The 23,139-nt window shown below is 71.0% G+C and carries 19 protein-coding genes; 10 read left to right on the top strand and 9 right to left on the bottom strand.

Annotated elements, in window-relative coordinates:
• Positions 1-123: 123 nt before the first annotated feature.
• Together AC07DO_RS35555 and AC07DO_RS35550 are read right to left on the bottom strand one after the other, a co-directional pair.
• The gene (locus tag AC07DO_RS35555) at positions 124-1,158 is read right to left on the bottom strand and encodes a hypothetical protein (RefSeq protein WP_479065861.1); all 1,035 of its coding nucleotides are present in this window, start codon (positions 1,156-1,158) and stop codon (positions 124-126) included.
• Between the two features lie 601 nt (positions 1,159-1,759).
• Complete coding sequence (locus AC07DO_RS35550; protein ID WP_479065859.1) at positions 1,760-2,881, bottom strand: LLM class flavin-dependent oxidoreductase; 1,122 nt, start codon at positions 2,879-2,881, stop codon at positions 1,760-1,762.
• Between the two features lie 754 nt (positions 2,882-3,635).
• On the opposite strand from AC07DO_RS35550, the gene AC07DO_RS35545 reads away from it, so the two are divergent.
• Positions 3,636-4,316, top strand: coding sequence for a hypothetical protein (locus AC07DO_RS35545; protein ID WP_479065857.1), 681 nt, complete (start codon positions 3,636-3,638; stop codon positions 4,314-4,316).
• A 21-nt stretch (positions 4,317-4,337) separates the two neighbouring features.
• On the opposite strand, the gene AC07DO_RS35540 is transcribed toward AC07DO_RS35545, so the two are convergent.
• Positions 4,338-5,528, bottom strand: a complete 1,191-nt coding sequence (locus tag AC07DO_RS35540; RefSeq protein ID WP_479065855.1) for a cytochrome P450 — start codon at positions 5,526-5,528, stop codon at positions 4,338-4,340.
• Between the two features lie 161 nt (positions 5,529-5,689).
• Positions 5,690-6,691: a GlxA family transcriptional regulator gene (locus tag AC07DO_RS35535; protein ID WP_479065853.1), complete on the bottom strand. Its 1,002-nt coding sequence runs from the start codon at positions 6,689-6,691 to the stop codon at positions 5,690-5,692.
• A 250-nt stretch (positions 6,692-6,941) separates the two neighbouring features.
• On the opposite strand from AC07DO_RS35535, the gene AC07DO_RS35530 reads away from it, so the two are divergent.
• Positions 6,942-7,526 (top strand): isochorismatase family protein, encoded by a 585-nt coding sequence (locus AC07DO_RS35530; protein ID WP_479065852.1) that lies wholly within the window; start codon positions 6,942-6,944, stop codon positions 7,524-7,526.
• Positions 7,526-8,248 carry an isochorismatase family protein gene (locus AC07DO_RS35525; protein WP_479065850.1) on the top strand — a complete coding sequence of 241 codons (723 nt, stop codon included), beginning with the start codon at positions 7,526-7,528 and terminating at the stop codon, positions 8,246-8,248. Before AC07DO_RS35530 ends, AC07DO_RS35525 begins: the two co-directional genes overlap by 1 nt.
• A gap of 87 nt (positions 8,249-8,335) precedes the next feature.
• On the opposite strand, the gene AC07DO_RS35520 is transcribed toward AC07DO_RS35525, so the two are convergent.
• Positions 8,336-8,563, bottom strand: a complete 228-nt coding sequence (locus AC07DO_RS35520; protein ID WP_479065848.1) for a hypothetical protein — start codon at positions 8,561-8,563, stop codon at positions 8,336-8,338.
• A gap of 625 nt (positions 8,564-9,188) precedes the next feature.
• Here AC07DO_RS35520 and AC07DO_RS35515 point away from each other — a divergent pair.
• The 3 genes from AC07DO_RS35515 to xdhC are packed head-to-tail and all read left to right on the top strand — an operon-like array spanning position 9,189 to position 14,012.
• On the top strand, positions 9,189-10,709 hold the full coding sequence (locus AC07DO_RS35515; RefSeq protein ID WP_479065929.1) for a xanthine dehydrogenase small subunit: 1,521 nt from the start codon (positions 9,189-9,191) through the stop codon (positions 10,707-10,709).
• Positions 10,706-13,201, top strand: coding sequence for a xanthine dehydrogenase molybdopterin binding subunit (gene xdhB, locus AC07DO_RS35510; RefSeq protein WP_479065846.1), 2,496 nt, complete (start codon positions 10,706-10,708; stop codon positions 13,199-13,201). The genes AC07DO_RS35515 and xdhB overlap by 4 nt, the downstream gene beginning before the upstream one ends.
• A 1-nt stretch (position 13,202) precedes the next feature.
• The gene (gene xdhC, locus AC07DO_RS35505; protein ID WP_479065844.1) at positions 13,203-14,012 is read left to right on the top strand and encodes a xanthine dehydrogenase accessory protein XdhC; all 810 of its coding nucleotides are present in this window, start codon (positions 13,203-13,205) and stop codon (positions 14,010-14,012) included.
• A gap of 33 nt (positions 14,013-14,045) precedes the next feature.
• Here xdhC and AC07DO_RS35500 read toward each other — a convergent pair whose 3' ends face one another.
• The gene (locus AC07DO_RS35500; RefSeq protein ID WP_479065842.1) at positions 14,046-14,816 is read right to left on the bottom strand and encodes a formylglycine-generating enzyme family protein; all 771 of its coding nucleotides are present in this window, start codon (positions 14,814-14,816) and stop codon (positions 14,046-14,048) included.
• 172 nt (positions 14,817-14,988) lie between these two features.
• Here AC07DO_RS35500 and AC07DO_RS35495 point away from each other — a divergent pair, with 172 nt between their 5' ends.
• Positions 14,989-15,492, top strand: coding sequence for a metallophosphoesterase family protein (locus tag AC07DO_RS35495; protein ID WP_479065840.1), 504 nt, complete (start codon positions 14,989-14,991; stop codon positions 15,490-15,492).
• 93 nt (positions 15,493-15,585) lie between these two features.
• Here AC07DO_RS35495 and AC07DO_RS35490 read toward each other — a convergent pair whose 3' ends face one another.
• On the bottom strand, positions 15,586-16,164 hold the full coding sequence (locus AC07DO_RS35490; RefSeq protein ID WP_479065838.1) for a Dps family protein: 579 nt from the start codon (positions 16,162-16,164) through the stop codon (positions 15,586-15,588).
• Positions 16,165-16,413: 249 nt separating this feature from the next.
• Here AC07DO_RS35490 and AC07DO_RS35485 point away from each other — a divergent pair, with 249 nt between their 5' ends.
• Together AC07DO_RS35485 and AC07DO_RS35480 are read left to right on the top strand one after the other, a co-directional pair.
• Positions 16,414-17,784: a dihydrolipoyl dehydrogenase family protein gene (locus AC07DO_RS35485; protein ID WP_479065836.1), complete on the top strand. Its 1,371-nt coding sequence runs from the start codon at positions 16,414-16,416 to the stop codon at positions 17,782-17,784.
• Between the two features lie 50 nt (positions 17,785-17,834).
• On the top strand, positions 17,835-18,962 hold the full coding sequence (locus AC07DO_RS35480; protein ID WP_479065834.1) for a low temperature requirement protein A: 1,128 nt from the start codon (positions 17,835-17,837) through the stop codon (positions 18,960-18,962).
• A 91-nt stretch (positions 18,963-19,053) separates the two neighbouring features.
• On the opposite strand, the gene AC07DO_RS35475 is transcribed toward AC07DO_RS35480, so the two are convergent.
• Together AC07DO_RS35475 and AC07DO_RS35470 are read right to left on the bottom strand one after the other, a co-directional pair.
• Complete coding sequence (locus tag AC07DO_RS35475) at positions 19,054-19,785, bottom strand: alpha/beta fold hydrolase (RefSeq protein ID WP_479065832.1); 732 nt, start codon at positions 19,783-19,785, stop codon at positions 19,054-19,056.
• An 86-nt stretch (positions 19,786-19,871) separates the two neighbouring features.
• Complete coding sequence (locus AC07DO_RS35470; protein WP_479065830.1) at positions 19,872-20,870, bottom strand: alpha/beta hydrolase; 999 nt, start codon at positions 20,868-20,870, stop codon at positions 19,872-19,874.
• A 251-nt stretch (positions 20,871-21,121) separates the two neighbouring features.
• Between AC07DO_RS35470 and AC07DO_RS35465 the strand changes: the two genes are divergently transcribed.
• Positions 21,122-22,999, top strand: coding sequence for an amidohydrolase (locus tag AC07DO_RS35465; protein WP_479065828.1), 1,878 nt, complete (start codon positions 21,122-21,124; stop codon positions 22,997-22,999).
• The last annotated feature ends 140 nt before the right edge of the window (positions 23,000-23,139 follow it).

Raw genomic sequence — 23,139 nt, 5'->3', positions numbered from 1 at the left:
CAGGCGGGGTACGGGGTGGAGTTGGGCCGGGGTGTGTGGATGGGGAGGGGCGGCTGCCGGGGGGGGGGGGCTAGCGGAGGTGTTGGTGTCCGTCGGCGGCGGCTCGGCCGGGGCGGTCGGTGGTCATGGATGGCCTCCCGTCCGCCGCGGGTGGGATCTCAGGCAGGCGACGCGGTCCTCCTCGAATGCCTTCCGCCATTGGTCCTCCGGGTACCGGGCGTCGTAGTGCCAGGGGGCGGGAGTGGCGAAGTCGCCGATGGCGGCGAACACTTCGGCGGCCCACGCGGCGAAGCCGCCCCTCGCCAGGGCGTAGGCGAGGTAGTTCAGGTCCAGCTGGGAACTGGTGGCCGGGTCGCGCTTGCGGAACCAGCCCTCGAAGGCCTGGGTGATGGACCGGGTGGTGTCCTCCCTGGTCCACAGGAGGTTCAGCATGACCGCGCCGCCGTTGTCCCGTCGCTCGCGGTGCTCCTGCACGCGGGCGTAGAGAGGCAACAGAAGCAGCGGCGAGTCGGGCGGCGCGAAGGAGACCGTCCAGCGGGCGAAGTCCGTCGCGACCGCCTGGCGGCCGGCGGGGCCCGGGTGGGCCTGGAGCGCCTGGGACATGCGGTGCCATGCCTCGCGGTTGAAGGGGTCTCGTCGGTGCACTTCCGACAGAAGGCCCCATGGCCCGCCGGGCAGCAGGTACTCGTGGGGCGGCGGAGCCAGGCGATGTTCCGAGTAGCGTCCCGCGCTGTCCGCTTCGGCCAGGGCCAGGCGGCAGATCCAGGGCACCGCGTCGTCGGGGTTGCCCTCGCTCGCCCGGTCGCACGCGTCCCGGGCGCGGACCACCAGTTTGTCCAGGTCCTGCGCCTTGCGGTAGTCACGTGCCCAGTCCCGCCGGTGGGCCTGCAGCACGCGTTCGGTGGCGACCCTCGCGTACATCACGCGGGCCGCGAGGCTCTCCGGTTCCTCTTTGAGCCACAACTCCACGACGTTGGCCTGAGCCGCGACGACGCCCAGCACCTGGGTGCGGGACGTCCACTGCGGCCAATTGCCCGTTCGAGCCAGCACCTGCCGCATCTGCATCCAGTAACCGGCCCGAATGTCCTGCACGGCCGCGTACAGGTCCGTGTCGCGGCCGGCCGGGTTCACACCGCCCGCGGGGGTCGAGCTCTCCATCAGCGCCCCTCTGTGCCGGTGGGACGGCGCAGGGCTCTGCCACGAGCGCCGTGGCCCGCCGGGTGAAGTGAGCACGACACCGGACGGTGTGCACGGGCGGCCATGGGTAGAAGGATCCTCGGGGCAGTGGGGGTGGGTGTCACGGTCGTACGAGGGACAGCGGTTACTTAAGTGCCTGGAGAGGCGCATGACCAGAGATTCCAAGATTGTTTGGTTGGTCAGGCGCTGGTTTCGGCCACGGGGTGAACGGGGCGTCGCCCTCCGTAACCGAGGAGCCACCCGCAGCACTCGGGCGGCGCTCCGCCGGGGCGTGGGCGCTCGCGGACGTGTGCGTACGGGCATGTGAACGTGGGGGGTTGCCCTGGGCGACGGACGGGCGGATCTCCCTTGTGTGGTGCGCGAGTTGCAGGTGGTACAGACGTGCTGATGGTGCGCAGGCGTGGTGGGGGTGCTGCGTTGAGGTGTGCGTGGGTGTCCCAATGGCGGCCTTTCGAACGTGCCGGGCGGCCCTTCGTGCGCGCGATCATTCGGCCAGTTCGGACCGGTGATCACTGACTGTGAGCGGATGATCAGAGGCTCGCGGCCGGGGCCGCGTTGGCCTTCATGGCGCGCCTTGTTCTTTCCGCGCGTCGGAATCACCGACGGCATCGGAAGCGGCCAGTGAGTGCCGGAGCCGTGCGAGCGCCGCCATCTCCGCTTCGGGGTCCGCCACGGGCTGGATCACGAGCTCGTCGACCCCTGACTTCTCCAGCGCGTCGATCCGCCGTGCGATCTCGTCCCCGGTGCCGACGAGGCCGAACTTGTCCACCAATGAGGGCACGACGAGATCGCGGTCCTCGGCGGACAGCCGGCCGAGATAGTCGCGGTAGAGCGTGTGGTGGCGGTTGGGGTCGGTGGCGGTGGTACCGCGCCGGTGGAGCAGGCGGTCGACGGCCGCGGACTCCTCCTGGGACAGCGCCGCGCGGAAGGCCGGGTTCTCCACGGCGAGGATCAACGCGCTCACCGCGATGTGTCCCATCGCGTCCTTGACGGCGTCGCCGTACCGATCCTCGCCGTACCGGTCCTCGCCGTCGGCGAGAACGTACAGGGACGACATGAGGTACGAATGCGTCCTCTCGCTGTTGCCCGCGGCCCGCGCCGCCACTCGGCGGCCCTCGGCGAGCACGGACCACGCAGACGGGTCGTGCAGTGCGAAAGAGATCATTCCCGTACCCAGGCGGCCCGCGACGGCGGCGACCTTCGGGCCGAACGCGGCGACGACGAACTCCACCGGCGCGTCGGTGTCGACGTAGCCGTCCGCGTGCAGGAAACGCACCCTGCTGGTCCGGTTTCCCTCGCGGTAGTCCGTCTCGCGGCCGGCGGTGAGATCCCGCAGGGCGGCCGTGAACGACTCCAGTTCCGCCGACTTCGTCGGCCGCATGCCCAGCGTCCGGCGTGCGGTGTTGCCGGTGCCGACTCCGCAGATGATGCGGCCGGGAGCGAGGGCGTTGAGACTGCTGAGCGCCGCCGCCGCGGCGGGCGCGGAGCGCAGCGCCGGTGAGGTGACCCCGATACCCAGCTTGATCCGACTGGTGGACCCGGCACAGAGAGCGAGGCTGACGAACGGATCGCCATGGACCATCGGTGTGTCGTACACCCAGAAACTGCTGAAGCCGAATTCCTCCGCGCGTGCGGCCAGACGCTCCAGACCAGGGCGCGCAGTCATGACGATGCCGGTCCGCATACTGATCCCTCTCACCGTCGGCCGTCGGGTTCCATGGCTGAACGACTCACGTTGCGAGTTTCCCGGTGGTGGCAGGGATCGTGCCCTGTTGAGCGGTGGCTACACGCCGCCTCGCAGGTCGGTGACGACTACGGTGGCGGTCTACGGTACCGACATGGCTGATCTTGAAGTAGTGGCACGTGGGTTGATCGGCGGCGAACGCCCTGTTGAACAGCTGAGGTGCCATCCGCGGCTTCCACTGGTGGCCTGCTTGGACTCCGGGCGTCCGGCGGTCCACGTCTGGGACTGCGGCCAGGGGCGGCTGCGCGAACTCGCCACCGTGGGCCTCACGTCGGAACCCTATGGAGACGCCCGAGGGTGGGAGCGGGCGCGGCGGACGCCTGCTGCGGTGTGGCATCCGGAGCTGCCACTGCTCGTCGTCGCCGGGGAGGACGGACTGCGGCAATGGACCCCAACAGGGGTCACCGAGCCGGAGGGTGTTCCGGCCACCGCCCGCTACCGCGGTCTGGCTTTCAGCCCGGACGGACAGACCCTGTGGGGTTCACCGTCCTTTCGCGAGAGAGGTGATGACGGAGGCGATGGGTGGGACGGTTCGGATGTCCTTGACCTCGATTCCGGATCCATCACTGCCGGGCCCTGTTGGGACACGGGGGTCGCGGAGCATCCCGGTGGAGGAATCGTCGCCACGCTCATCAGTGACCAAGGGGCGACGTACTGCCTTTTCGCACGAGTCGACCGGGGGACCGCGCCGGCCGTGATGCGGCCGCTCCGCCGGGCCCTGATCCTGGACTGCGACGGCTACACCACTCCGCTCTTCAGCGCGGACGGCCGTCACCTGGTGGTGCGTGGCAATGCGTACGACAACTCGGTGGACGTCTTTGAATTCCCCTCGTTGGACCGGGTGCTGAGCACAGCCCTCGGCGACCCCAGCCCTGGCTATCCGTACCCGCGGGAGTGGCTCGACCAGATGCGATCCTGGTCGCGGCACAACGTCGCCTTCGGGGCGCAACCGGGTGTGCTGTGGATCGCGACCCCCGCGGGGACACTGGTCGAGGTGGACCTGGCATCCCGGCGAGCGGTCGAGCACGACGTGCTGACCGGGAACCGACCGTCCGCGCTGGCCGCCACAGCGACCGGCGAACTCCTCGTCGCCGGCAGCGGGGGAGAGCTGGTGCTCATGTCCGTGCGCTCCGGTTCCGCGCACAACCGCGCCGCGAGCAGGGACGCCTCCAGGGCTGCGGCCGCGGCGTTCCTGGAGAGCACGGCGGAGGTCCCGGACGACGGGGACGACCTGGAGACGCACCTTGTCGTGACCGACGGAACCCGCACCTGGGAAACGGGCGATCTGGCAACCACGACCGCGGCCGACTCAACGGACCCGACATGGCTCCGGCTTCGAGCCGCCGTCAACGCGGCGCAGGAGCAGAGCAAGTAGGCCGACGGCGACCTCTTCTCATCACCAGGCCACGGGGAGTTCGGCGATGCCCTGGACGGTGTCGTCCCCGGGCTTGACCGGGATACGGCCCGGTTCGCCCGCCAGCCGCAGCCCGGGAAGCCGCTCGAAGAGGGTGCCGAGCGCGATCTCCATCTCGGCACGGGCCAGGTTCTGGCCCAGGCACTGGTGGACCCCGAAGCCGAATCCCAGGTGGTGCCGGGTGGGCCGGTGCCAGTCGAGGGTGTCGGGCTCGTCGAAGACGGCCTCGTCGCGGTTGATCACCGAGGTGGAGAAGACCACCCCGTCGCCGGTGCGGACGGTCACCCCGCCGATCTCGATGTCCTCGGTGGCCACCCGGAACATGCCGTCCGCGATCGACAGGAACCGCATCAGCTCCTCCACCGCCGCCGGCATCAGGGACGGGTCGTCGCGCAGCTCGGCCAGCTGCTCGGGGTGGCTGAGGAGGGTGAACGCACCGAGCGCGATCATGTTGGCTGTGGTCTCGTGCCCCGCGACGAGCAGGGCCGAGGTCAGGTCGGCCAGCTGCTGGACATCGATCTCACCGGTGTCGAGGCGCTGGGCGATCAGTTCGTCCAGCAGTCCGTTGCCCGGCTGTCGGCGTTTGTCTCCGATGAGCCGATGGAGATAGCCGTTGAGCTGCTCGCGGGCGTCGTCCACGTCGGCGGCTTCCGGGCCGTTGTGGAGCCGTCGGGACTGGATCACGAAGAACTCGTGGTCCGCGTACGGGACGCCGAGCACTTCGCAGGTCACCATCGACGCCAGTGGCAGAGCGAAGTCGCCGACCAGTTCGGCGCGGGGGCCGGCCGCGGTCATCGCCTCGATCAGCCCGTCCGCGGTCTCCTGGATCCAGGGACGCAGCGCTTGGGTGCGCTTCAGGGCGAAGCTCGGGATGAGCATCCGCCGCTGTGTGTTGTGGACGGGGTCGTCGACGCCGAAGAGGGCGGCGTAGCCCCTCGCGTCCTGCAGACGCCTGCTGGAGGAGGGGAAGGAGAGGTTGTGCCGATCGGCGGAGAGCCGGCCGTCGGCGAGCAGGGCACGCGCTTCTGCGTGACCGGAGACCAGCCACGCGGAGCGGCCGTCGAAGAGCGTGACCCGGGAGAGCGGTGGTCCCGTCCGCAGGGGCTCGTAGGCCGCCGGCGGCTGGTAGGGGCAGGTCCGGTCCTGAGGGAAGGCAACGGTCTTCTCGGACATAGAACACCTCGCAGGCCGTGGGTTCCGATTTCCCCCGGAATCCATTACACGCCCAGAGGGGGTCGGTCTGCTCGTTGAGACGACTTCTGACCGATGCGGCTCTTGCTGCCGCTGCCCCTTCGGCCACCGCGCGGCCGCCCGCGGAGACGTGCGCGCGCTGCTCAGGGCGACTGAGGCACCCGGAACCCGCGCCGGTAGTCGCTCGGCGTCGTGTTCAGACGGCGCCGGAACGCCCGCACCAGCGTGTCCACGGTGCCGAAACCGCAGTCGGACGCGATCCGTTCGAGTGTGGCGTCCGAGGATTCCAGGCTGTGGCGTGCCTTCTCCACGCGTACCGATTCGATGTACGCGTGCGGGGTCACGCCCAGTTCGGTCTTGAACAGGCGCGTCAGGTGCCGGTCGCTGACATGCGCGTACTCGGCGAGAGCGGCCACGGTCAGTGGTTCGGCGATGTGGCGCAGGACGTGGTGGCGCAGGTCCTCGATACGGCGGGTCGTGGACACCTGGGTCAGCGGGACGCTGAACTGACTCTGTCCGCCGGGGCGTTTGAGGTACATCACCAGCTGGCGGGCCACCCGCAGCGCGACCGCCTCGCCGAGGTCGTCGGCGATCAGCGCCAGTGAGAGATCGAGGCAAGCGCTGATGCCCGCTCCGGTCCACACGTTGTCCTGGCGGATGAAGATCGGATCGGCATCGACCTGAACCGCCGGGTGATCGGCGGCCAACTGGTGCGCGGTCGACCAGTGCGTGGTCGCCCGCTTGCCGTCCAACAAGCCCGCCGCGGCGAGCAGATGCGCGCCCACGCACACCGAGGTGATCCGGTGCGAGCGCCCCGCGAGGACCTTCACCCACTCGACGAGCCGGGAATCCACCAGGGGATGTACGCGGCGCTCCTCGTCCACCTCCACCGCGCCGGGCACCAGCAGGGTGTCGATGCTGTGGCGTGCGGCCTCCTCGAAGGTGACGTCGGGCAGGATGCGTACGCCCGCCCCCGTGGTGACCGGATCCATGGTCGCTGCGGCGAGTACGACCTCATAGCCGGCCGCCTCGTCGGTCTCGCGCAGCGCGAGCGAGAACACCTCGGGGGGCCCGGTGACGTCGAGCAGGTCGACGCCCTCGAAGAGCACGATCGTGATGAGCCGTCTGGTGGCGGTGTCCGGCACGGATCTCCCCGGTCAGGTGGGCGACGGGCAGCGTCTCCTGGGCCGCCATGTCCGGATCTGCAGGTTACACGTCATTGCCGACCCTCCTGCCCCGCCGTAGCGTGATCCACGCAGCTCGACGGAACACCGCGGACCGCGCATTCCGAGCACCGCTGCGCATTACTTCGCACCTCTGCGCACCCCTACGTGTCTCTCCGTATCCCTACCTATCTGTTCCTGTTCTCTTCGTACCTTTGAAGGCGGTTTCTCCATGTCCAGAACTACGCTGCGCGAGCTCAACGGCTTCGACCAGACGCCCGCGAGGCTTGCCGACGCGACGCTGATCCTGATCGACTTCCAGAACACCTACACCCAGGGCGTCATGGAACTCGACGGCTGGGAGAAGTCCCTCGACGCCGCCGCGCGGCTGCTGGCACGGGCCCGCGAGGCCGGCACCCGCGTCGTGCACGTCATCAACGACGGCGGCGAGGGCACCCCGTACGACATCCGCGCCGAGATCGGCGCCATCCACCCCAAGGTCGCGCCCCTCGACGGCGAGCCGGTCGTCGTCAAGCAGGTCCCGAACGCGTTCGTCGGCACCGACCTCGACACGCATCTCAGAGAGGGCCAAGACGTCGTCATCGCCGGCTGGATGACCCACATGTGCGTGGCGTTCACCGCGCAGGGCGCCTTTCTGAACGGCTACCGCCCCACCGTCGTCGCCGAGGCCACCGCCTCCCGTTCGCTTCCGGTCACCGGCACCGATCTCGACGCGGTCCAGGTGCACAACAGCGCCCTGGCTACCATCGCCGACCTGTACGGAGTCGTGGTTTCCACGCAGAAGGAGATCGTCTGATGCAGACCAAGCTGCTCCGTCCGGCCGCCGCCCTGGGCGCCGCCGCCGTGCTCGCCGCCACGCTCACCGCGTGCGGCGGAAGCTCCGAGGCCGCCACGCGCACCGACAGCCGCGACCAGCGCCACGAGAAGAACCACGCGAAGGACACCACGACGCTGCGCCGGCTGATGAAGCTGGACGAGACACCCGCGAAACTGTCCAACGCGACGCTGGTCCTCGTCGACTACCAGAACGTCTACACCCATGGCACGATGGAGCTCACGGGCTGGCGCGACGCGGTCGAGAACACCAAGACCCTCCTGGAGCGTGCCCGCAAGGAACACACGCCTGTCATCCACATCGTGGAGAAGGGCTACGACCTCAGGTCGAAGGCGGGCCAGATCATTCCGGCCCTCGAGCCGGCCAAGGGAGAGGCCGTCGTGGAGAAGGCCGTTCCCAACGGCTTCCACGACACCGATCTGGCCGCCGAGCTCAAGAAGACCGGCCGCAAGAACGTCATCATCTCCGGCTTCATGACCCACATGTGCACGCTCTTCACCACGGAGGGCGCCGTCTACAACGGCTACAACCCGACGGTGATCGGCGACGCCTCGGCGACTCGCCCGCTCCCGGTCAAGGGCAACCCGCGGGGCATCCCCGCGCGGCAGGTCCACGAGAGCGCCCTCGCCACGATCCAGGACCGCTTCGGCGTCGTGGTCCCCAAGCAGCGCGACCTCAAGTAGCACGCGTGAAGTAGCACGTGTGCCTTTCGGCAGGGAAGCGGCTCGGGGTCCCCCCCGGTAGCCCTTCCCTGCCCCTGCGTCCGCCGGCTACGACGCGGCGGTGTACTGCGCCTGCGCGGGAGCCGCTTCCACCGTGTCCACGTGAACGACTTCGGCGGGGCCGGGCATGACGACCAGGAAGGCGTCGGTGGCGAGGTCCATGACGACCTCTGCCGCTCGCCCCTGCGAGCGAAGGCGCGCCGCGAGTTCTTCGGCGGGCCAGGAGCCGCGGGGGGATCCCGCCGGAAACGTCCCCAGCACCTGGGCATGCGTCATTGCCACACCTCCGCACAGAGTAAGTACGGCTGCTCTGCGCGGCAGCCGTCTCACCAACCGTTTGCCCCTCGATGCGCGCTGCAAGCACCCGCAGGCGAAATTTGCACTCCCCTTGCCAAACAGCACGGGAGTAAATCCATCGTGGCAGGTCAGACGCGTTTTCCGCGTTCCACGTCGCCGCCCGGGCTTTCGAGCTGACGCACGTCACTCCCTTGACCTACGTGAAGCCAGTCACTAGTTTGCGATGACACTGACCCGCGCCGTGGCATCGACCCACGGCATCGACCCACGGGCATCGGTTTACGGCACCGAATGGAGGCGACCAGCAGATGTGCACCAGCTCTGATCTCGGTCGTCTCGCCCAGTGCACCGCCTGGGTTCCGGGTCGGATCGCGCACGGCTGCTGAGTCGGCAGGGCGCACGCCGTCCTGATGTGCCCCTTCGCGGCACCCTGCGGTTCTTCTCTCTTTTCTCCTCACCCTCTCCTCACCACGTTTCGGCACGTCGCTGTCCCGTGCCCTCCCGCGCCCGCGCCTGCCGCGAGGCGCGTCCGAACACAGAAAGCTGCCCGAAATTGGCGAACACGACATCGACCGATCACGCACCGGAACAGCTGCCCAACGGCATGACAGAGGCGCGGATCACGGTCAACGGGACTCAGACACCGCTCTCGCCCGCCGCGCCCCACACCACAGCGCTGGACTTCCTGCGCGAGCGCGGCCTCACCGGCACCAAGGAGGGCTGCGCCGAGGGCGAGTGCGGCGCCTGCTCCGTGATGGTGGCCAGGCCCGGGGTGCACAAGCCCACCGACTGGGTCGCGGTCAACGCGTGCCTGGTCCCTGCCGCCGCACTCGACGGGCAGGAGATCATCACCTCGGAGGGGCTCGCGACGGCGGGGGAGCCCGGCACGATGCCCTCCCTGCACCCCGTGCAGGAGGAGATGGCGGTCCGAGGCGGCTCCCAATGCGGCTACTGCACACCGGGGTTCGTGTGCAGCATGGCCGCGGAGTACTACCGCCCGGGCCGTTGCGAGCACGCCGCCGACAGCCCCGCGGCAGACGGCGGCGCGACAGCCGACCCGAGCGCGGGGGCGGACGCGAGCGCCGACCCCGAGCACGGGCCGAACGGTTTCGACCTGCACGCGCTGAGCGGAAACCTCTGCCGCTGCACCGGCTACCGCCCCATCCGCGACGCCGCGTTCGCCGTCGGCACGCCCGCCGATGACGACCCGCTGGCCCATCGCAGGGAGCAGGCACCGCCCGTACCGGTCGCCACCGAGTACACCCGAGACGGTTCTGCGTTCCTGCGCAAGGACACCCTGAACGAGACGTTGCAGCTGCTGCGCGAGCGGCCCGACGCCGTCGTGGTCGCGGGCTCCACCGACTGGGGCGTCGAGGTCAACATCCGTTCCCGCAGGGCGCAGTGCGTGATCGCCGTCGACCGCCTTCCCGAACTGCGGGAGCTGCGCGTCGAGTCCGGCCACATCGAGATCGGGGCCGCCCTGACGCTCACGGAGATCGAGCGCCGCCTGGGCGGAGACGTCCCGGACGTCCCGCTGCTCGCCGACCTCTTCCCACAGTTCGCATCCCGGCTCATCCGCAACGGCGCCACCCTCGGAGGCAACCTGGGCACCGGCTCGCCCATCGGCGACAGCCCGCCGGTACTGCTCGCGCTCGACGCGTCGCTGGTGCTCGCCGACGCCGACGGCGAGCGCGTGGTCCCGCTCGCCGACTACTTCACCGGGTACCGGCAGAGTGTGCGTCGCCCCGACGAGTTGATACGGGCGGTCCGCATCCCGCTGCCGCTCTCACCGGTCACGGCCTTCCACAAGATCGCCAAGCGGCGTTTCGACGACATCTCCAGCGTCGCGGTCGCCTTCGCGCTCGACATCGAGGACGGGATCGCACGCAAGGCACGCATCGGTCTGGGTGGCGTGGCCGCGACCCCCATCCGCTCCCTCGCCACCGAGGCCGCTCTCGAAGGCAAACCGTGGACGGCGGAGACCGTCGAGGCCGCGGCCCGGGTGCTGCGCGGGGAGGGCACCCCGATGAGCGATCACCGCGCCAGCGCCCTCTACCGTTCCGCGATGCTCGGCCAGAGCCTGCTCAAGCTGCACGCACAAACCACCGAGGCGGTCCCCTCATGAGTCACCTGTCCGAGCGTCCCGAGAAGCCCGTGGTCGGCGTCTCCATGCCGCACGAGAGCGCCGTCCAGCACGTCACCGGCACCGCGCTCTACACCGACGACCTGGTCCAGCGCACCAAGGACGTACTGCACGCGTACCCGGTGCAGGTCATGAAGGCCCGCGGCAGGATCACCGCGCTGCACACCGCACCCGCGCTCGCCGTGCCCGGCGTGGTCCGCGTGCTGACCGGCGCCGACGTGCCCGGCGTCAACGACGCGGGCATGAAGCACGACGAGCCCCTCTTCCCCGACGAGGTCATGTTCCACGGCCACGCCGTCGCCTGGGTGCTCGGCGAGACCCTCGAAGCGGCCCGTCTCGGCGCGGCGGCCGTCGAGGTGGAACTGGAGGAACTGCCTTCCCTGATCACGCTCCAGGAAGCGATCGAGGCCGACAGCTACCACGGCGCCCGGCCCCTGATGGAGACCGGCGACATCGACGCGGGCTTCGCCGACTCCGCACACGTACTCAGCGGTGAGTTCCAGTTCGCCGGACAGGAGCACTTCTACCTCGAGACGCACGCGGCGCTGGCCCAGATCGACGAGGCCGGGCAGGTGTTCATTCAGAGCAGCACCCAGCACCCGTCGGAGACGCAGGAGATCGTCTCGCACGTGCTCGGCGTCCCCGCGCACGAGGTGACCGTGCAGTGCCTGCGGATGGGCGGCGGGTTCGGCGGCAAGGAGATGCAGCCGCACGGGTTCGCGGCCGTCGCGGCGCTCGGCGCCAAACTCACCGGCCGCCCGGTCCGCTTCCGGCTCAACCGGACCCAGGACCTGACCATGTCCGGCAAGCGGCACGGATTCCACGCGACCTGGAAGGTCGGCTTCGACGCGGAGGGACGTATCCAGGCCCTGGACGCCACCCTCGTCGCCGACGGCGGCTGGAGCCTGGACCTCTCCGAGCCCGTCCTCGCCCGCGCGCTGTGCCACATCGACAACACCTACTGGATCCCCAACGCGCGCGTGGCCGGCCGGATCGCCAGGACCAACACCGTCTCCAACACCGCCTTCCGCGGCTTCGGCGGCCCCCAGGGCATGCTCGTGATCGAGGACATCCTGGGGCGCTGCGCGCCGGTGCTCGGGCTGGACCCCACGGAGCTGCGGGAACGCAACTTCTACCGGCCCGGCCAGGGCCAGACCACGCCCTACGGCCAGCCCGTCACCCAGGCCGAGCGGATCTCCACCGTCTGGCAGCAGGTGCAGAAGGACGCCGACATCGCCGACCGCAAGCGCGAGATCGCCGTGTTCAACGCCGCACACCCGCACACCAAGCGGGCCGTCGCGATCACCGGCATCAAGTTCGGCATCTCCTTCAACCTCACCGCGTTCAACCAGGGCGGCGCCCTCGTGCTGATCTACAAGGACGGCTCCGTCCTGATCAACCACGGCGGCACCGAGATGGGCCAGGGCCTGCACACCAAGATGATGCAGGTGGCCGCGACCACGCTCGGCATCCCGCTGCGGAAGGTACGCCTCGCCCCGACGCGCACCGACAAGGTCCCCAACACCTCGGCCACCGCCGCGAGCGCGGGCGCCGACCTCAACGGCGGGGCGATCAAGAACGCCTGCGAGCAGCTGCGCGAGCGCCTGCTCCAGGTGGCCGCCACCCAGCTGGGCGCGAACGCGTCGGACGTACGCATCGTCGAGGGGGTCGCACGCGCCCTCGGCAGCGACAAGGAAGTGGCCTGGGACGACCTGGTGCGCACCGCGTACTTCCAGCGGGTCCAGCTGTCGGCGGCGGGCTTCTACCGGACCGAGGGCCTGCACTGGGACGCCAAGGCGTTCCGGGGCTCGCCGTTCAAGTACTTCGCCCACGGCGCGGCCGCGACCGAGGTGGAGGTCGACGGCTTCACCGGCGCCTACCGCATCCGGCGCGTGGACATCGTGCACGACGTTGGCGACAGCCTCTCCCCGATGATCGACATCGGTCAGGTGGAGGGCGGCTTCGTCCAGGGCGCCGGCTGGCTGACGCTCGAGGACCTGCGCTGGGACACCACCGACGGCCCTCACCGCGGTCGGCTGCAGACCCAGGCCGCAAGCACCTACAAGCTGCCGAGCTTCTCCGAGATGCCGGAGGAGTTGAACGTCACGCTGCTCGAACGCGCCACCGAGGAGGGCGCGGTCTACGGCTCCAAGGCGGTGGGCGAGCCGCCGCTCATGCTGGCCTTCTCGGTACGTGAGGCACTGCGGCAGGCCGCCGCGGCGTTCGGCCCGGTCGGCCACAGCGTGGAGTTGGCCTCGCCCGCGACGCCGGAGGCGGTGTTCTGGGCGATCGAGGAGGCGCGGCGCGCCGCCGCTTCCTGGAACGGCCACGCGCCCAGCGCGCCGTCGATCGACAGCCCGTTCGAGCCCGCCACGGCTGCCCGGGCCGCGGAGGCCGGGGGTCAGACCGCCCAGGCCGTCAAGGCTGCCGAGGACGGGGCGCGGGCCGACGTGACCGCGCTCAACGGTGCCTGACATGACGTGGATCGCCGCGGTCGCGCGGTTGCGGGCAGGCCGGGAGCCCGGCGTGCTGGTGACCGTCGCGACCGTGCGCGGTCATGCCCCGCGCGAGGCCGGAGCCAAGCTCGTCGTCGGGCACAGCGAGACATGGGGCTCGATCGGCGGCGGCAACGTGGAGGCCGTCGCGATCGACCGCGCACGGGAGATGCTCGCCGCGGCCAAGGCGGAGCCGGAGCTGATGGATTTCGCCCTGAACGACAAAGTGACCAACCAGCACGGCGTGCAGTGCTGCGGCGGCACGGTCTCGGTCCTGCTCGAACCGCTGCCGGTGGTACGGGCGGTGGCGATCTTCGGCGTGGGACACGTCGGACTGGAACTGGCGCGCGTCCTGGCCCGCCAGGACCTCGACCTGCACCTGATCGACAGCCGCGCGGACATGCTCACGGACCACCGGCTGGCCGTGCTGTCCGACTCGGTGGCGCAGGTGCACGTGCACCACACGCCGCTCCTGCCGGAAGAAGTCCTGGAAGACCTGCCGCACGGCACCCACATCCTTATCATGACCCACGACCACGCGGAGGACGCGGCCCTCTGCGACGCGGCCTTGCGCACCACGCACCTCGCCTCCGTGGGCCTGATCGGATCGGCGGCCAAGTGGGCACGCTTCCGCAAACGCCTCGCCACCGAGGGCGGGCACGAGGACGCGGCCATCGACCGGATCAAGACCCCGATCGGCTTGTCCGACATCGCGGGCAAGGAGCCCGCGACGATCGCGGTCAGTGTGGCGGCGGATCTGTTGCGGACCTTCGAGAACGAGGGGGAGTAGCCCGAGCCGCTCCGGCGGGCCGCGCGGCCCCGGTCACGACCCGGCCCGCGCCGCCAGGCGGAACCCCACACCGATCGCTTCGAGATCCGGCTCGTAGGCGCCGTGTCGGCGGGCGCACCGGGCCAGGTCCCGGTCGTGGCGGAACGCGCCGCCTCGGGTGACGTGCCGGTCGAAGGCCCATTCCTCGGTGCGGGGCACCTCGGCGGGCGCGCCGGGGTAGGGGGCGTAGAGGGTGGAGGTCCACTCGTCGACGTTGCCTGCCATGTCCAGCACGCCGAAGGGGCCGGCTCCTCGGGGGTACGAACCGACTGGCGTGGTGGTGCCGATACCGAGGTCCACCAGATTGGCCAGGCCGGTGCGGTACTCGTCGCCCCACGGGAACTCCCGGTCGTCGTCGCCCCGCGCGGCGCGCTCCCACTCGTCCTCCGTCGGCAGCCGCACATCGAGGCCGCCGAGTCGTTCTCCGAGCCACCCGCAATAGGCCGTCGCCGCCTCCCACGTGATCCCGGTGACCGGGTGCTCCGAGGGCGCGCTCGGACCCTCGATGCTCGTGACGGCCGTGGGGACCTTGGGGGCCGGTCGGCCGGTGGCCGCCGCGAAGCGACTCCACTGGCTCACGGTGACCGGCGTGCGGGCGATCCGAAACGCCGGGACGTGGATCTCCGTTCGCGGGGCTTCCTTCATGTACCACTCCACCGGCACCCCGGTGTCTGCGTAGCGTCGAGCCACAGCGGCCACCTCGTCGGTCGGCGTGCCCCGACGCAGTACCCCGGCCGGGACCTCGACCCAGTCCACTTGCTCCACCCGCGAACCCCTCCTCGCCTCGTCCGGACGACCCTCATGATCACCTCGGTGACGGGGGGCGGGCATCGGCCGCCGGACCCATCCGCACGGGGACCTTCGACCCAGGCCGCGGACGCCCCGCGGTCTGTTCTGTGACGAGGCGGGACCGGCCTCTCCGGCCTACGCTGCGTGCATGCAGTTGCTGTTGACCTCCGACACGCATGTGCCGGCCCGCGCCAAGCGCCTGCCGGACGACCTGATGGCGGGCATCGACGCGGCGGACGTGGTGATCCACGCCGGAGACTGGATCGACGAGGCCACCCTCGACCTGTTCGAGTCCAGGTCGCGTCGCCTCGTGGCCGTGTACGGCAACAACGACGGTCCCGGCCTTCGCCGCCGACTCCCCGAAGTGGCCCACGCGGAACTGGCGGGCCTGCGGTTCGGTGTCGTCCATGAGACCGGGGCGGCCACCGGCCGCGAACGCCGCTGCGCCGAACGCTTCCCCGATCTGGACGTGCTCGTCTTCGGGCACAGCCACATCCCCTGGGACACCACCGCCCCAGGGGGCCTGCGCCTGCTCAACCCCGGCTCGCCCACCGACCGCCGACGCCAGCCCTACTGCACGTACCTCACCCTGACGGTCTCGGACGGCACGCTGCACGATGTGGCCCTGCACCGGCTGCCGCCGAGGCACTGAGCCGAACCGGCCGAGGACTCCACATCCGGTCGGAGTCCTCATGCGTACCGTGCGTACCGCGGCTGTCGCCGCCCGCCGGCCCGCGCGGGAGGGTCAGGCGCGGACCAGCGGGGTGTCGACCAGGTGCTCGGCCAGGAACCACGTCTGCAGCTCGCCGGTCCTGATCACCTGGGAGACCAGCAGGTCGTTCGTGCCGTCGTCGCCCAGTTCGGCGGTCCTGGCCGCCGCGTCGTGGGCCTCGACGAGGATCGTCTCGTGGGCCTCCAGGAGACGCGACAGCATCGCCGGGACCTCCTCGACGCCGTCCGGCGGGCGCGGGATCGACGTGAGCTCCGCGACGTGCCGGGGGTCGCCCACCGCGACGCCGCCCAGGGTCTGGACGCGCTCGGCGAGGGTGTCGACGAGGTCGAGCTGGTCACCGGCGTGCTTGTCCAGGACCAGGTGGAGCTGGTAGAAGGTCGCGCCGCGCATCAGCCAGTGGTGCTTCTTGTAGAGGCCGTACAGGATCTGGGTGTCCGCGAGGACCCGGTTCAGGCGCTGGCAGGCGTACATCCTCGCCTCGTACGACAGGCCGATCGGGAACTGCTTCACCGTGCCGTACTCCTGGATCACCTCGCCCTTCTGGTGCAGCCGCGGCTGACTGCCGTTCACGGGACGGGACTTGCTGGTCATCGTTGCCTCCTGGGGCGGTGAACTGTGCGTACCGCAGGACGCTAAGCCCCCTCGCCGCGCCCTTCTTGTCCGGCAGCGCACACGGTGCTGCCGGTCCGTGCACGGCGCTCACCTCCCGCTTCCGCCCCGTTCGCTCTCGTGCCAGCACCCGTGCACTGTCCGGCCGGACGGCGCGGCGGACCGCCCTAGCCTCGGCCGGGCCGCCCCGACCGCGGGGCGCGAGTGGACAACCGAGAAGGAGTGAACGGGATGAGTGCGGACGGACACGCGGACGTCGTGGTGGTCGGGCTGGGGCCCGGCGGTGAACACGCCGCGGGCGCCCTCGCCGAAGCGGGACTGGACGTCGTCGGGGTCGAGGCGGAGCTCGTCGGGGGCGAGTGCCCGTACTGGGGGTGCGTGCCCAGCAAGATGATGATCAGGGCCGGGGACCTGCTCGCCGAGGCGGGCCGGGTGCCCGCCCTGGCCGGTACGGCGGTCGTGACCCCGGACTGGGGGAGAGTCGCCGGGCGCATCCGCGACGAGGCCACCGACGGGTGGAACGACCGAGTGGCCGCCGAACGGCTCACGTCGAAGGGCGCCCGTCTCGTACGGGGCAGGGGCAGGCTCGCCGGACCCCGTCGCGTCACGGTCGGCGACCGCACGATCGAGGCGCGGCGCGGAGTCGTCCTCGCCACCGGCACCCGCCCCAGGATCCCGGCGGTCCCCGGGCTGCCGGAGACCCCCTACTGGACGAACCGCGACGCGATGGCGGCCAAGGAGCTGCCCGCGTCGATGATCGTGCTGGGCGGCGGCGCCATCGGTGTCGAACTCGCCCAGGTCTTCGCCCGGTTCGGCTGCGCGGTCACCGTGGTCGAAGGACAGGACCGGCTGCTGTCGCAGGAGGAACCGGAGGCCGGCGAGCTCGCGGCCGCGACGCTGGAGGCCGACGGCGTCACCGTGGTCACCGGTGCCCGCGCGCTCGACGTCGGCCACGACGGCACCCGGTTCAGTGTGCGGACGACGGCCGACGAGGGCACGCCGCTGCGTGCCGAGCGGCTCCTCGTGGCCGCGGGCCGCCGGGCCGACCTGGGGGCGCTCGGCGTCGACACGGTCGGACTCGACCCGGCCGCGCGAGCCGTGGCCACGGACGGGCAGATGCGGGCGGCGGAGGGTCTGTGGGCGGTCGGCGACCTCACCGGCCGCGGCGCCTTCACCCACGTGTCCATGTACCAGGCGCAGATAGCCGTACGGGACATCCTCGGCGAGCCGGGACCCGACGCCGACTACCGGGCCCTGCCCCGGGTCACCTTCACCGATCCGGAGATCGGCGCCGTCGGCCTGACGGAGCGACAGGCACGGGAGCGGGGGCTGCGGGTGCGCACCGGTGTGCTTCCCCTCGACTCCTCCACGCGGGGCTGGATCCACGGGCCGGGCAACGCGGGCTTCGTGAAGCTCGTCGAGGACGCCGACCGGGGTGTGCTCGTCGGTGCCACCTCCGCGGGTCCTGCCGGGGGAGAGGTGCTCTACGGACTGAACGTGGCCGTCCACGCCGAAGTGCCCGTGCACCGGCTCCGGCACATGATCTACACGTACCCCACCTTCCACCGCACGGTCGAAGCCGCGCTCGGAGCGCTCCGCTGAGCCCCCGGGCCGCCACCACCGGGTCCCCGGCGGCCCGGTGGCGGCGCACCATGCCCGGGCGCGACCCCGGGGAGCCGCACCGGGCCGCCACTTCGCTGGAGCTCCTCTTCGACCTGTGCTTCGTCATCGCCGTGGCGCAGGCCTCGGCGAGCCTGCACGAGGCACTGGCCGACGGCGCGACGGCCACCGGGGTCCTGCGCTTCGCGCTGGTCTTCTTCACCGTGTGGTGGGCGTGGATGAACTTCACCTGGTTCGCGTCCGCCTATGACCCGGACGACATCCCGTACCGGCTCACCGTGCTGGTCCAGATCACGGGGTCGCTCATCCTCGCCGCCGGGGTGCCGCACGCGTTCGCGGAGGGGGACCTGCGGACCATCACCATCGGCTACGTCGTACTGCGCACCGCTCTGGCCGCCCTGTGGCTGCGGGCCGCCCGCAGCGACCCCGCACGCCGGACCACAGCGCTGCGCTTCGCCACCGGAGTGACGCTGTGCCAGGCCGGCTGGGTGGGCCTGCTGGCCCTGCCGGAGGCGGCACGCCTGCCGGGCGTCGCCGCGCTGGTCCTCGCCGAGGTCGCCGTGCCGGTGTGGGCCCAGTCCGCCGGCATGACCCCGTGGCACCCGCGTCACATCGCCGAGCGCTACGAGCTCTTCACCCTCATCGTCCTCGGCGAGTCCGTGGCGGCCGCCACCGTCGCGCTGCGCGGTGCCTTCGACCGCCACCAGAGCACCGGTTCGCTCTGCGCGACAGCGGCGGGCGGCCTGCTGACGGCCTTCGCGCTGTGGTGGCTGTACTTCTCCCGGCCCGCGCACACCCTGCTCGCCACCACGCACCGGGCGCACCGCCGCCGCTTCGTCTGGGCCTACGGTCACTACCTGATCTTCGCCTCGGCGGCGGCCGAAGGCGCGGGCCTCGCCGCGTACGCCGATCACCTCACCGGACACGCGCACACCTCGCCGCTCGCCGCGGCGGCCGCGGTCACCGTCCCGACGGCCGTCTTCCTGAGCACCGTCTGGGCCGTGCATCTGCGGCCGCACCTCAGCACGGCGGCCGAACGTGCCCCTTATCCGGTCGCCGTGTTCGGCCTCCTCGCGGCGACCTTCACCCCGGTACCCGCGCTCGCCGCCGGTGCGGTCCTGGTGGTGCTCGTCGTGGTGGTCACGGCGCCGCGGAGGTGAGGAGGCCAACGGCCGTGCGTATACGGGAACTCCCCGGCGGTGTCCGCGAAGGCACCGTCGGGGAGTTCCCGTCCGGGAGGAGGCACGACCGTCAGACGGCGGTGCCTCGCACCGCGTCACGGATCAGGTCGGCGACCTCCTTGGGACGCGAGACGGCGACGGCGTGCGAGGCGCCCTCGACCTCGACCGTCGTCGCACCGGCCCGTCGCGCGCCGAACCGCTGGACATCGGGGTTGATCGCCCGGTCCGCGTCGGCGACGAGCGCCCACGACGGCTTGGTCCGCCACGCGGCGACCGCCGCCTGCTCCGTGAACGCGGCGGCGGCCAGCGGGCGTTGCGCGACGGCGAGCACCTTGGTGACGGCGGCAGGGAGGTCGGCGGCGAAGATCTCCGGGAACGCCTGCGCCTCTATGGTGAACTCGACGGCGGGCTCGGCGCCTTCGACGGGGTACGTCGACTGCGCCAGGTGGTCGCCGAGCGGCGAGAGCGGGTAGCGGCCCTGCAACTCGCCGAGGCTCTCGCCTTCTTCGGTGACGTAGGCCGCGACGTAGACCAGTCCGGTCACGTTCTCGGCGGTCCCGGCCACGGAGATGACCGCGCCGCCGTAGGAGTGGCCGACCAGGACGACCGGGCCGTCGATCTGGGCGGCGACCGACGCGATGTACGCGGCGTCGGACGCCAGGCCGCGCAGCGGGTTGGGCGGGGCGACCACCGGAATGCCGTCGTTCTGGAGTTCCGTGATGACGCCGGTCCAGCTGGCGGCGTCGGCGAAGGCGCCGTGCACGAGCAGGACGGTCGGGGTGGGGGAGGTGGTGGTGCTCATGATGGGGTGGGTCTCCTCGTGGAAGGGCACGTGTCGTGTGCCGGGGTGCGGAGGTGCGTCGCCGGGCGGCGTCGTACGAAAGCCGGTCAGTCGCGGTGGAGCGCGGCGTGCAGGGTGCCCGTGGCCAGGGTGATCGCGGCCTCGGCGGCGTGCGTCTCGCGCAGGGCGTCGAGCATGACGAAGTCGTGGATGACGCCCTGGAAGCGGACGGCGGTCACCGGGACGCCCGCCTCGCGCAGCTTGTTGGCGTAGGCCTCGCCCTCGTCGCGCAGCACATCGGCCTCCCCGGTGATGACCAGGGCCGGCGGCAGCCCGGCGAGCTGCTCGGTGGAGGCCCGCAGCGGCGACGCGGTGATCTGCGCCCGCTCGGCCTCGTCCGTCGTGTACTGGTCCCAGAACCACTGCATGCCGTCGCGGCGCAGGAAGTAACCCGTGGCGAACTGGCGGTACGAGCCGGTGTCGAAGCGCGCGTCGGTGACCGGGTAGAACAGCACCTGCTGGACCAGCGGCACGTCGCCGCGCTGCTTCGCCATCAGCGTCAGCGCGGCCGTCATGTTGCCGCCGACGGAGTCGCCGGCCACGGCAAGACGGGTCCCGTCCAGGTCCTTGGACGCACCCTCCTGGACGATCCACCGGGCGACCGTGTAGTTCTGCTCGATGGCCACCGGGTAGCGGGCCTCGGGGGAGAGGTCGTACTCGGGGAAGACCACCGCGGCCCCGGCGCCCACGGCGAGCTCACGGACCAGCCGGTCGTGCGTGTGGGCGTTGCCGAAGACCCAGCCCGCACCGTGGATGTACAGGATCACCGGCAGCTTCCCCCGGACGCCGGCCGGACGGACGACACGGGTGCGGACACCGCCGGTCGGGCCGCCGGGAACGGTGATCCACTCCTCGTCGATCTCCGGCTTCGTGATGTCACCGGACTGCACCTCGTCGACCGCCTTGCGGCCTTCGGCAGGGGGGAGTTCGAAGAGGAAGGGCGGCTGCGCGGTCGCTTCGGCGAACGCGGCGGCCGCCGGTTCCAGGACCGGCTCGACGGGTTCGATCGGCCCGGTGGACGTGATCGGCTCGACGGCGTCGGACATGTGGTTCTCCTGAGTGTCACGTGAGGGGCGCCGGTTCTTCCGGCGAGATCACGCTATGAGCAGCCCGGCCGCCCCGATTGACCGTCAGCGCACCGGCATTGAACCCACAGCGCACGGCGGGAATCGCAGTGCACTGTCGGACCGCGGACAGTGCACTGAGGGAAAACCCGGCGGAATTCACCCGGCATAGCGTGGCGGCGAAGCGATCGAGCGGTGCCGACATATCAGAAGGTTGTCGAAAGGTGTCCACGATGCCGGTCGGTGGGCTGGTTCCCAGCGCCACGGAAAACGCCGCGGACCTCGTCGTCCGCAACGCGAAGATCCACACCGGAGACCCGGGACGCCCCCGGGCCGGGGCGCTGGCCGTCCGTGACGGCGTGCTCATGGCCGTGGGGGACGACAAGGACGTGGCCGGCCTGATCGGGCCCGCGACGAAGGTGGTCGACGCCCTCGGCCGCCGTACGGTCCCCGGCCTCAACGACTCCCACCTGCACGTGATCAGGGGAGGCCTGAACTACGTCCTCGAGCTGCGCTGGGACGGCGTCCCCACTCTGCGCCAAGGCCTGGCGATGCTGCGCGAGCAGGCGGCACGCACCCCGAAGGGCCAGTGGGTGCGGGTGGTCGGCGGCTGGTCGGCCGAGCAGTTCGCGGAGCGCCGCCTGCCGACCGTCGCCGAGCTCAACGCGGCGGCGCCGGACACTCCCGTGTTCGTCCTGCACCTGTACCAGTCGGCGGTGCTGAACCGTGCCGCGCTCAAAGCCGCCGGCTACACCCGTGACACCCCCGAGCCGCGGGGCGGCCAGCTCGTCCGGGGCCGGGACGGGCAGCCCACGGGCATGCTGCTCGCCGCTCCCAGCGCGCTGATCCTCTACTCGACACTGGCCAAGGCGCCGGTGCTGGAGGGGGCGGACAAGAAAACATCCACGCGTCATTTCCTGCGCGAACTGAACAGGTTCGGACTGACTTCAGCGATCGACGCGGCCGGGGGATTCCAGAACTTCCCCGAGAACTACAGCACCGTCGTCGAACTCGCCGCAGCGGGCCAGTTGTCGCTGCGCATCGCCTATCACCTCTTTCCGCAGACCGCCGGACAGGAAATAGCCGACCTCAGACGCTGGATCGAAATGGCCCGCCCCGAGGACGGGGACGAATGGCTGCGTCTCAACGGCGCAGGTGAGAACCTCACCTGGTCGGCGGCGGATTTCGAGAACTTCGCGCAGCCGCGCCCCGAGCTCTCCTCCGACTATGAGGGGGACTTCGAGGCCGCGGTGCGTCTCCTCATGGAGAACGGCTGGGGGTTCAGGCTCCACGCCACCTACGACGAGACCATCCGGCGTGACCTCGCGGTGTTCGAGAAGCTCGCCGCGGACGGTCTGTTCCCGGCCGGGAACCGCTGGCTGTTCGACCACGCGGAGACCGTATCCGCCGACAGTCTCGACCGTATCGCCGCCCTCGGCGGAGCCCTGTCCGTACAGAACAGGCTGTCCTTCCAGGGGGAGGCGTTCGTACGGCGATACGGCCCCGGAGCCGCCGCGGACGCCCCGCCGGTCCGGGCGATGCTGGAGCGCGGCCTGACGGTCGGCGCCGGCACCGACGCCACCCGCGTCTCCACCTACAACCCGTGGATCGCCCTGCACTGGCTGGTCACCGGACGCACCGTCGGCGACCTGGCGGTCCGGCCGCCGCACAACCGGGTCGACCGGCACACGGCGCTGGCGATGTTCACGGAGGCGGGCGCCGCGCTCACCGGCGAAGAGGGCGTCAAGGGCGTTCTGCGACCGGGTTGCCTCGGTGACTTCGCCGTGCTGTCCGAGGACTACTTCACCGTGCCCGAACCGGACATCGCCCGCATCGAGTCCCTGCTGACGGTGGTCGGCGGGCGAATCGTCTACGCGGCCGCCGAGTACGAGGGCCTCGACGAGGAGCTGCCGCCGATCAGTCCGGAGTGGAGCCCCGTCGCGCGCTTCGGCGGCTATCAGGCCGCGCCCGGCGGCGTATCGGGTGCCCGGCAGGCCGAGTTGCTCGGCCAGGCCGTCGCCGAGTCCGAGCAGCACCGGCAGTGGCGGACACGGCGGGACCCGGCTCCGCAGACCGGAGACCCGCTCCTGGACCCCTGTTTCGGCCTCTGACGACACCACCGCCTCGGCGCCGCAGGCCCAAGACCTCGGTTCCCAGGGCTCAAGACCTCAGTTCCCAGGGCTCAAGGCCTCGCTTCCCAGGCCTCAAGACGAGACCTCTCTGCGCCTCCACTTTCTCACCCGTTACGCGG

It is taken from the genome of Streptomyces sp. NPDC045678, from assembly GCF_056432085.1.
The sequence above is the reverse complement of the archived record's forward strand: the minus strand, read 5'-3'. Positions and strand labels throughout refer to the sequence as shown.

What these genes read in the sequence shown, in the direction of transcription:
- AC07DO_RS35550 (WP_479065859.1), bottom strand. Translation starts at nt 2,881, where the DNA reads ATGCGGACCGGCATCGTCATGACTGCGCGCCCTGGTCTGGAGCGTCTG.
- xdhB (WP_479065846.1), top strand. Translation starts at nt 10,706, where the DNA reads ATGAGTCACCTGTCCGAGCGTCCCGAGAAGCCCGTGGTCGGCGTCTCC.
- AC07DO_RS35520 (WP_479065848.1), bottom strand. Translation starts at nt 8,563, where the DNA reads ATGACGCATGCCCAGGTGCTGGGGACGTTTCCGGCGGGATCCCCCCGC.
- AC07DO_RS35485 (WP_479065836.1), top strand. Translation starts at nt 16,414, where the DNA reads ATGAGTGCGGACGGACACGCGGACGTCGTGGTGGTCGGGCTGGGGCCC.
- AC07DO_RS35480 (WP_479065834.1), top strand. Translation starts at nt 17,835, where the DNA reads ATGCCCGGGCGCGACCCCGGGGAGCCGCACCGGGCCGCCACTTCGCTG.
- AC07DO_RS35475 (WP_479065832.1), bottom strand. Translation starts at nt 19,785, where the DNA reads ATGAGCACCACCACCTCCCCCACCCCGACCGTCCTGCTCGTGCACGGC.
- AC07DO_RS35490 (WP_479065838.1), bottom strand. Translation starts at nt 16,164, where the DNA reads ATGACCAGCAAGTCCCGTCCCGTGAACGGCAGTCAGCCGCGGCTGCAC.
- AC07DO_RS35515 (WP_479065929.1), top strand. Translation starts at nt 9,189, where the DNA reads ATGACAGAGGCGCGGATCACGGTCAACGGGACTCAGACACCGCTCTCG.
- AC07DO_RS35470 (WP_479065830.1), bottom strand. Translation starts at nt 20,870, where the DNA reads ATGTCCGACGCCGTCGAGCCGATCACGTCCACCGGGCCGATCGAACCC.
- AC07DO_RS35465 (WP_479065828.1), top strand. Translation starts at nt 21,122, where the DNA reads ATGCCGGTCGGTGGGCTGGTTCCCAGCGCCACGGAAAACGCCGCGGAC.
- AC07DO_RS35495 (WP_479065840.1), top strand. Translation starts at nt 14,989, where the DNA reads ATGCAGTTGCTGTTGACCTCCGACACGCATGTGCCGGCCCGCGCCAAG.
- AC07DO_RS35525 (WP_479065850.1), top strand. Translation starts at nt 7,526, where the DNA reads ATGCAGACCAAGCTGCTCCGTCCGGCCGCCGCCCTGGGCGCCGCCGCC.
- AC07DO_RS35530 (WP_479065852.1), top strand. Translation starts at nt 6,942, where the DNA reads ATGTCCAGAACTACGCTGCGCGAGCTCAACGGCTTCGACCAGACGCCC.
- AC07DO_RS35555 (WP_479065861.1), bottom strand. Translation starts at nt 1,158, where the DNA reads ATGGAGAGCTCGACCCCCGCGGGCGGTGTGAACCCGGCCGGCCGCGAC.
- AC07DO_RS35540 (WP_479065855.1), bottom strand. Translation starts at nt 5,528, where the DNA reads ATGTCCGAGAAGACCGTTGCCTTCCCTCAGGACCGGACCTGCCCCTAC.
- xdhC (WP_479065844.1), top strand. Translation starts at nt 13,203, where the DNA reads ATGACGTGGATCGCCGCGGTCGCGCGGTTGCGGGCAGGCCGGGAGCCC.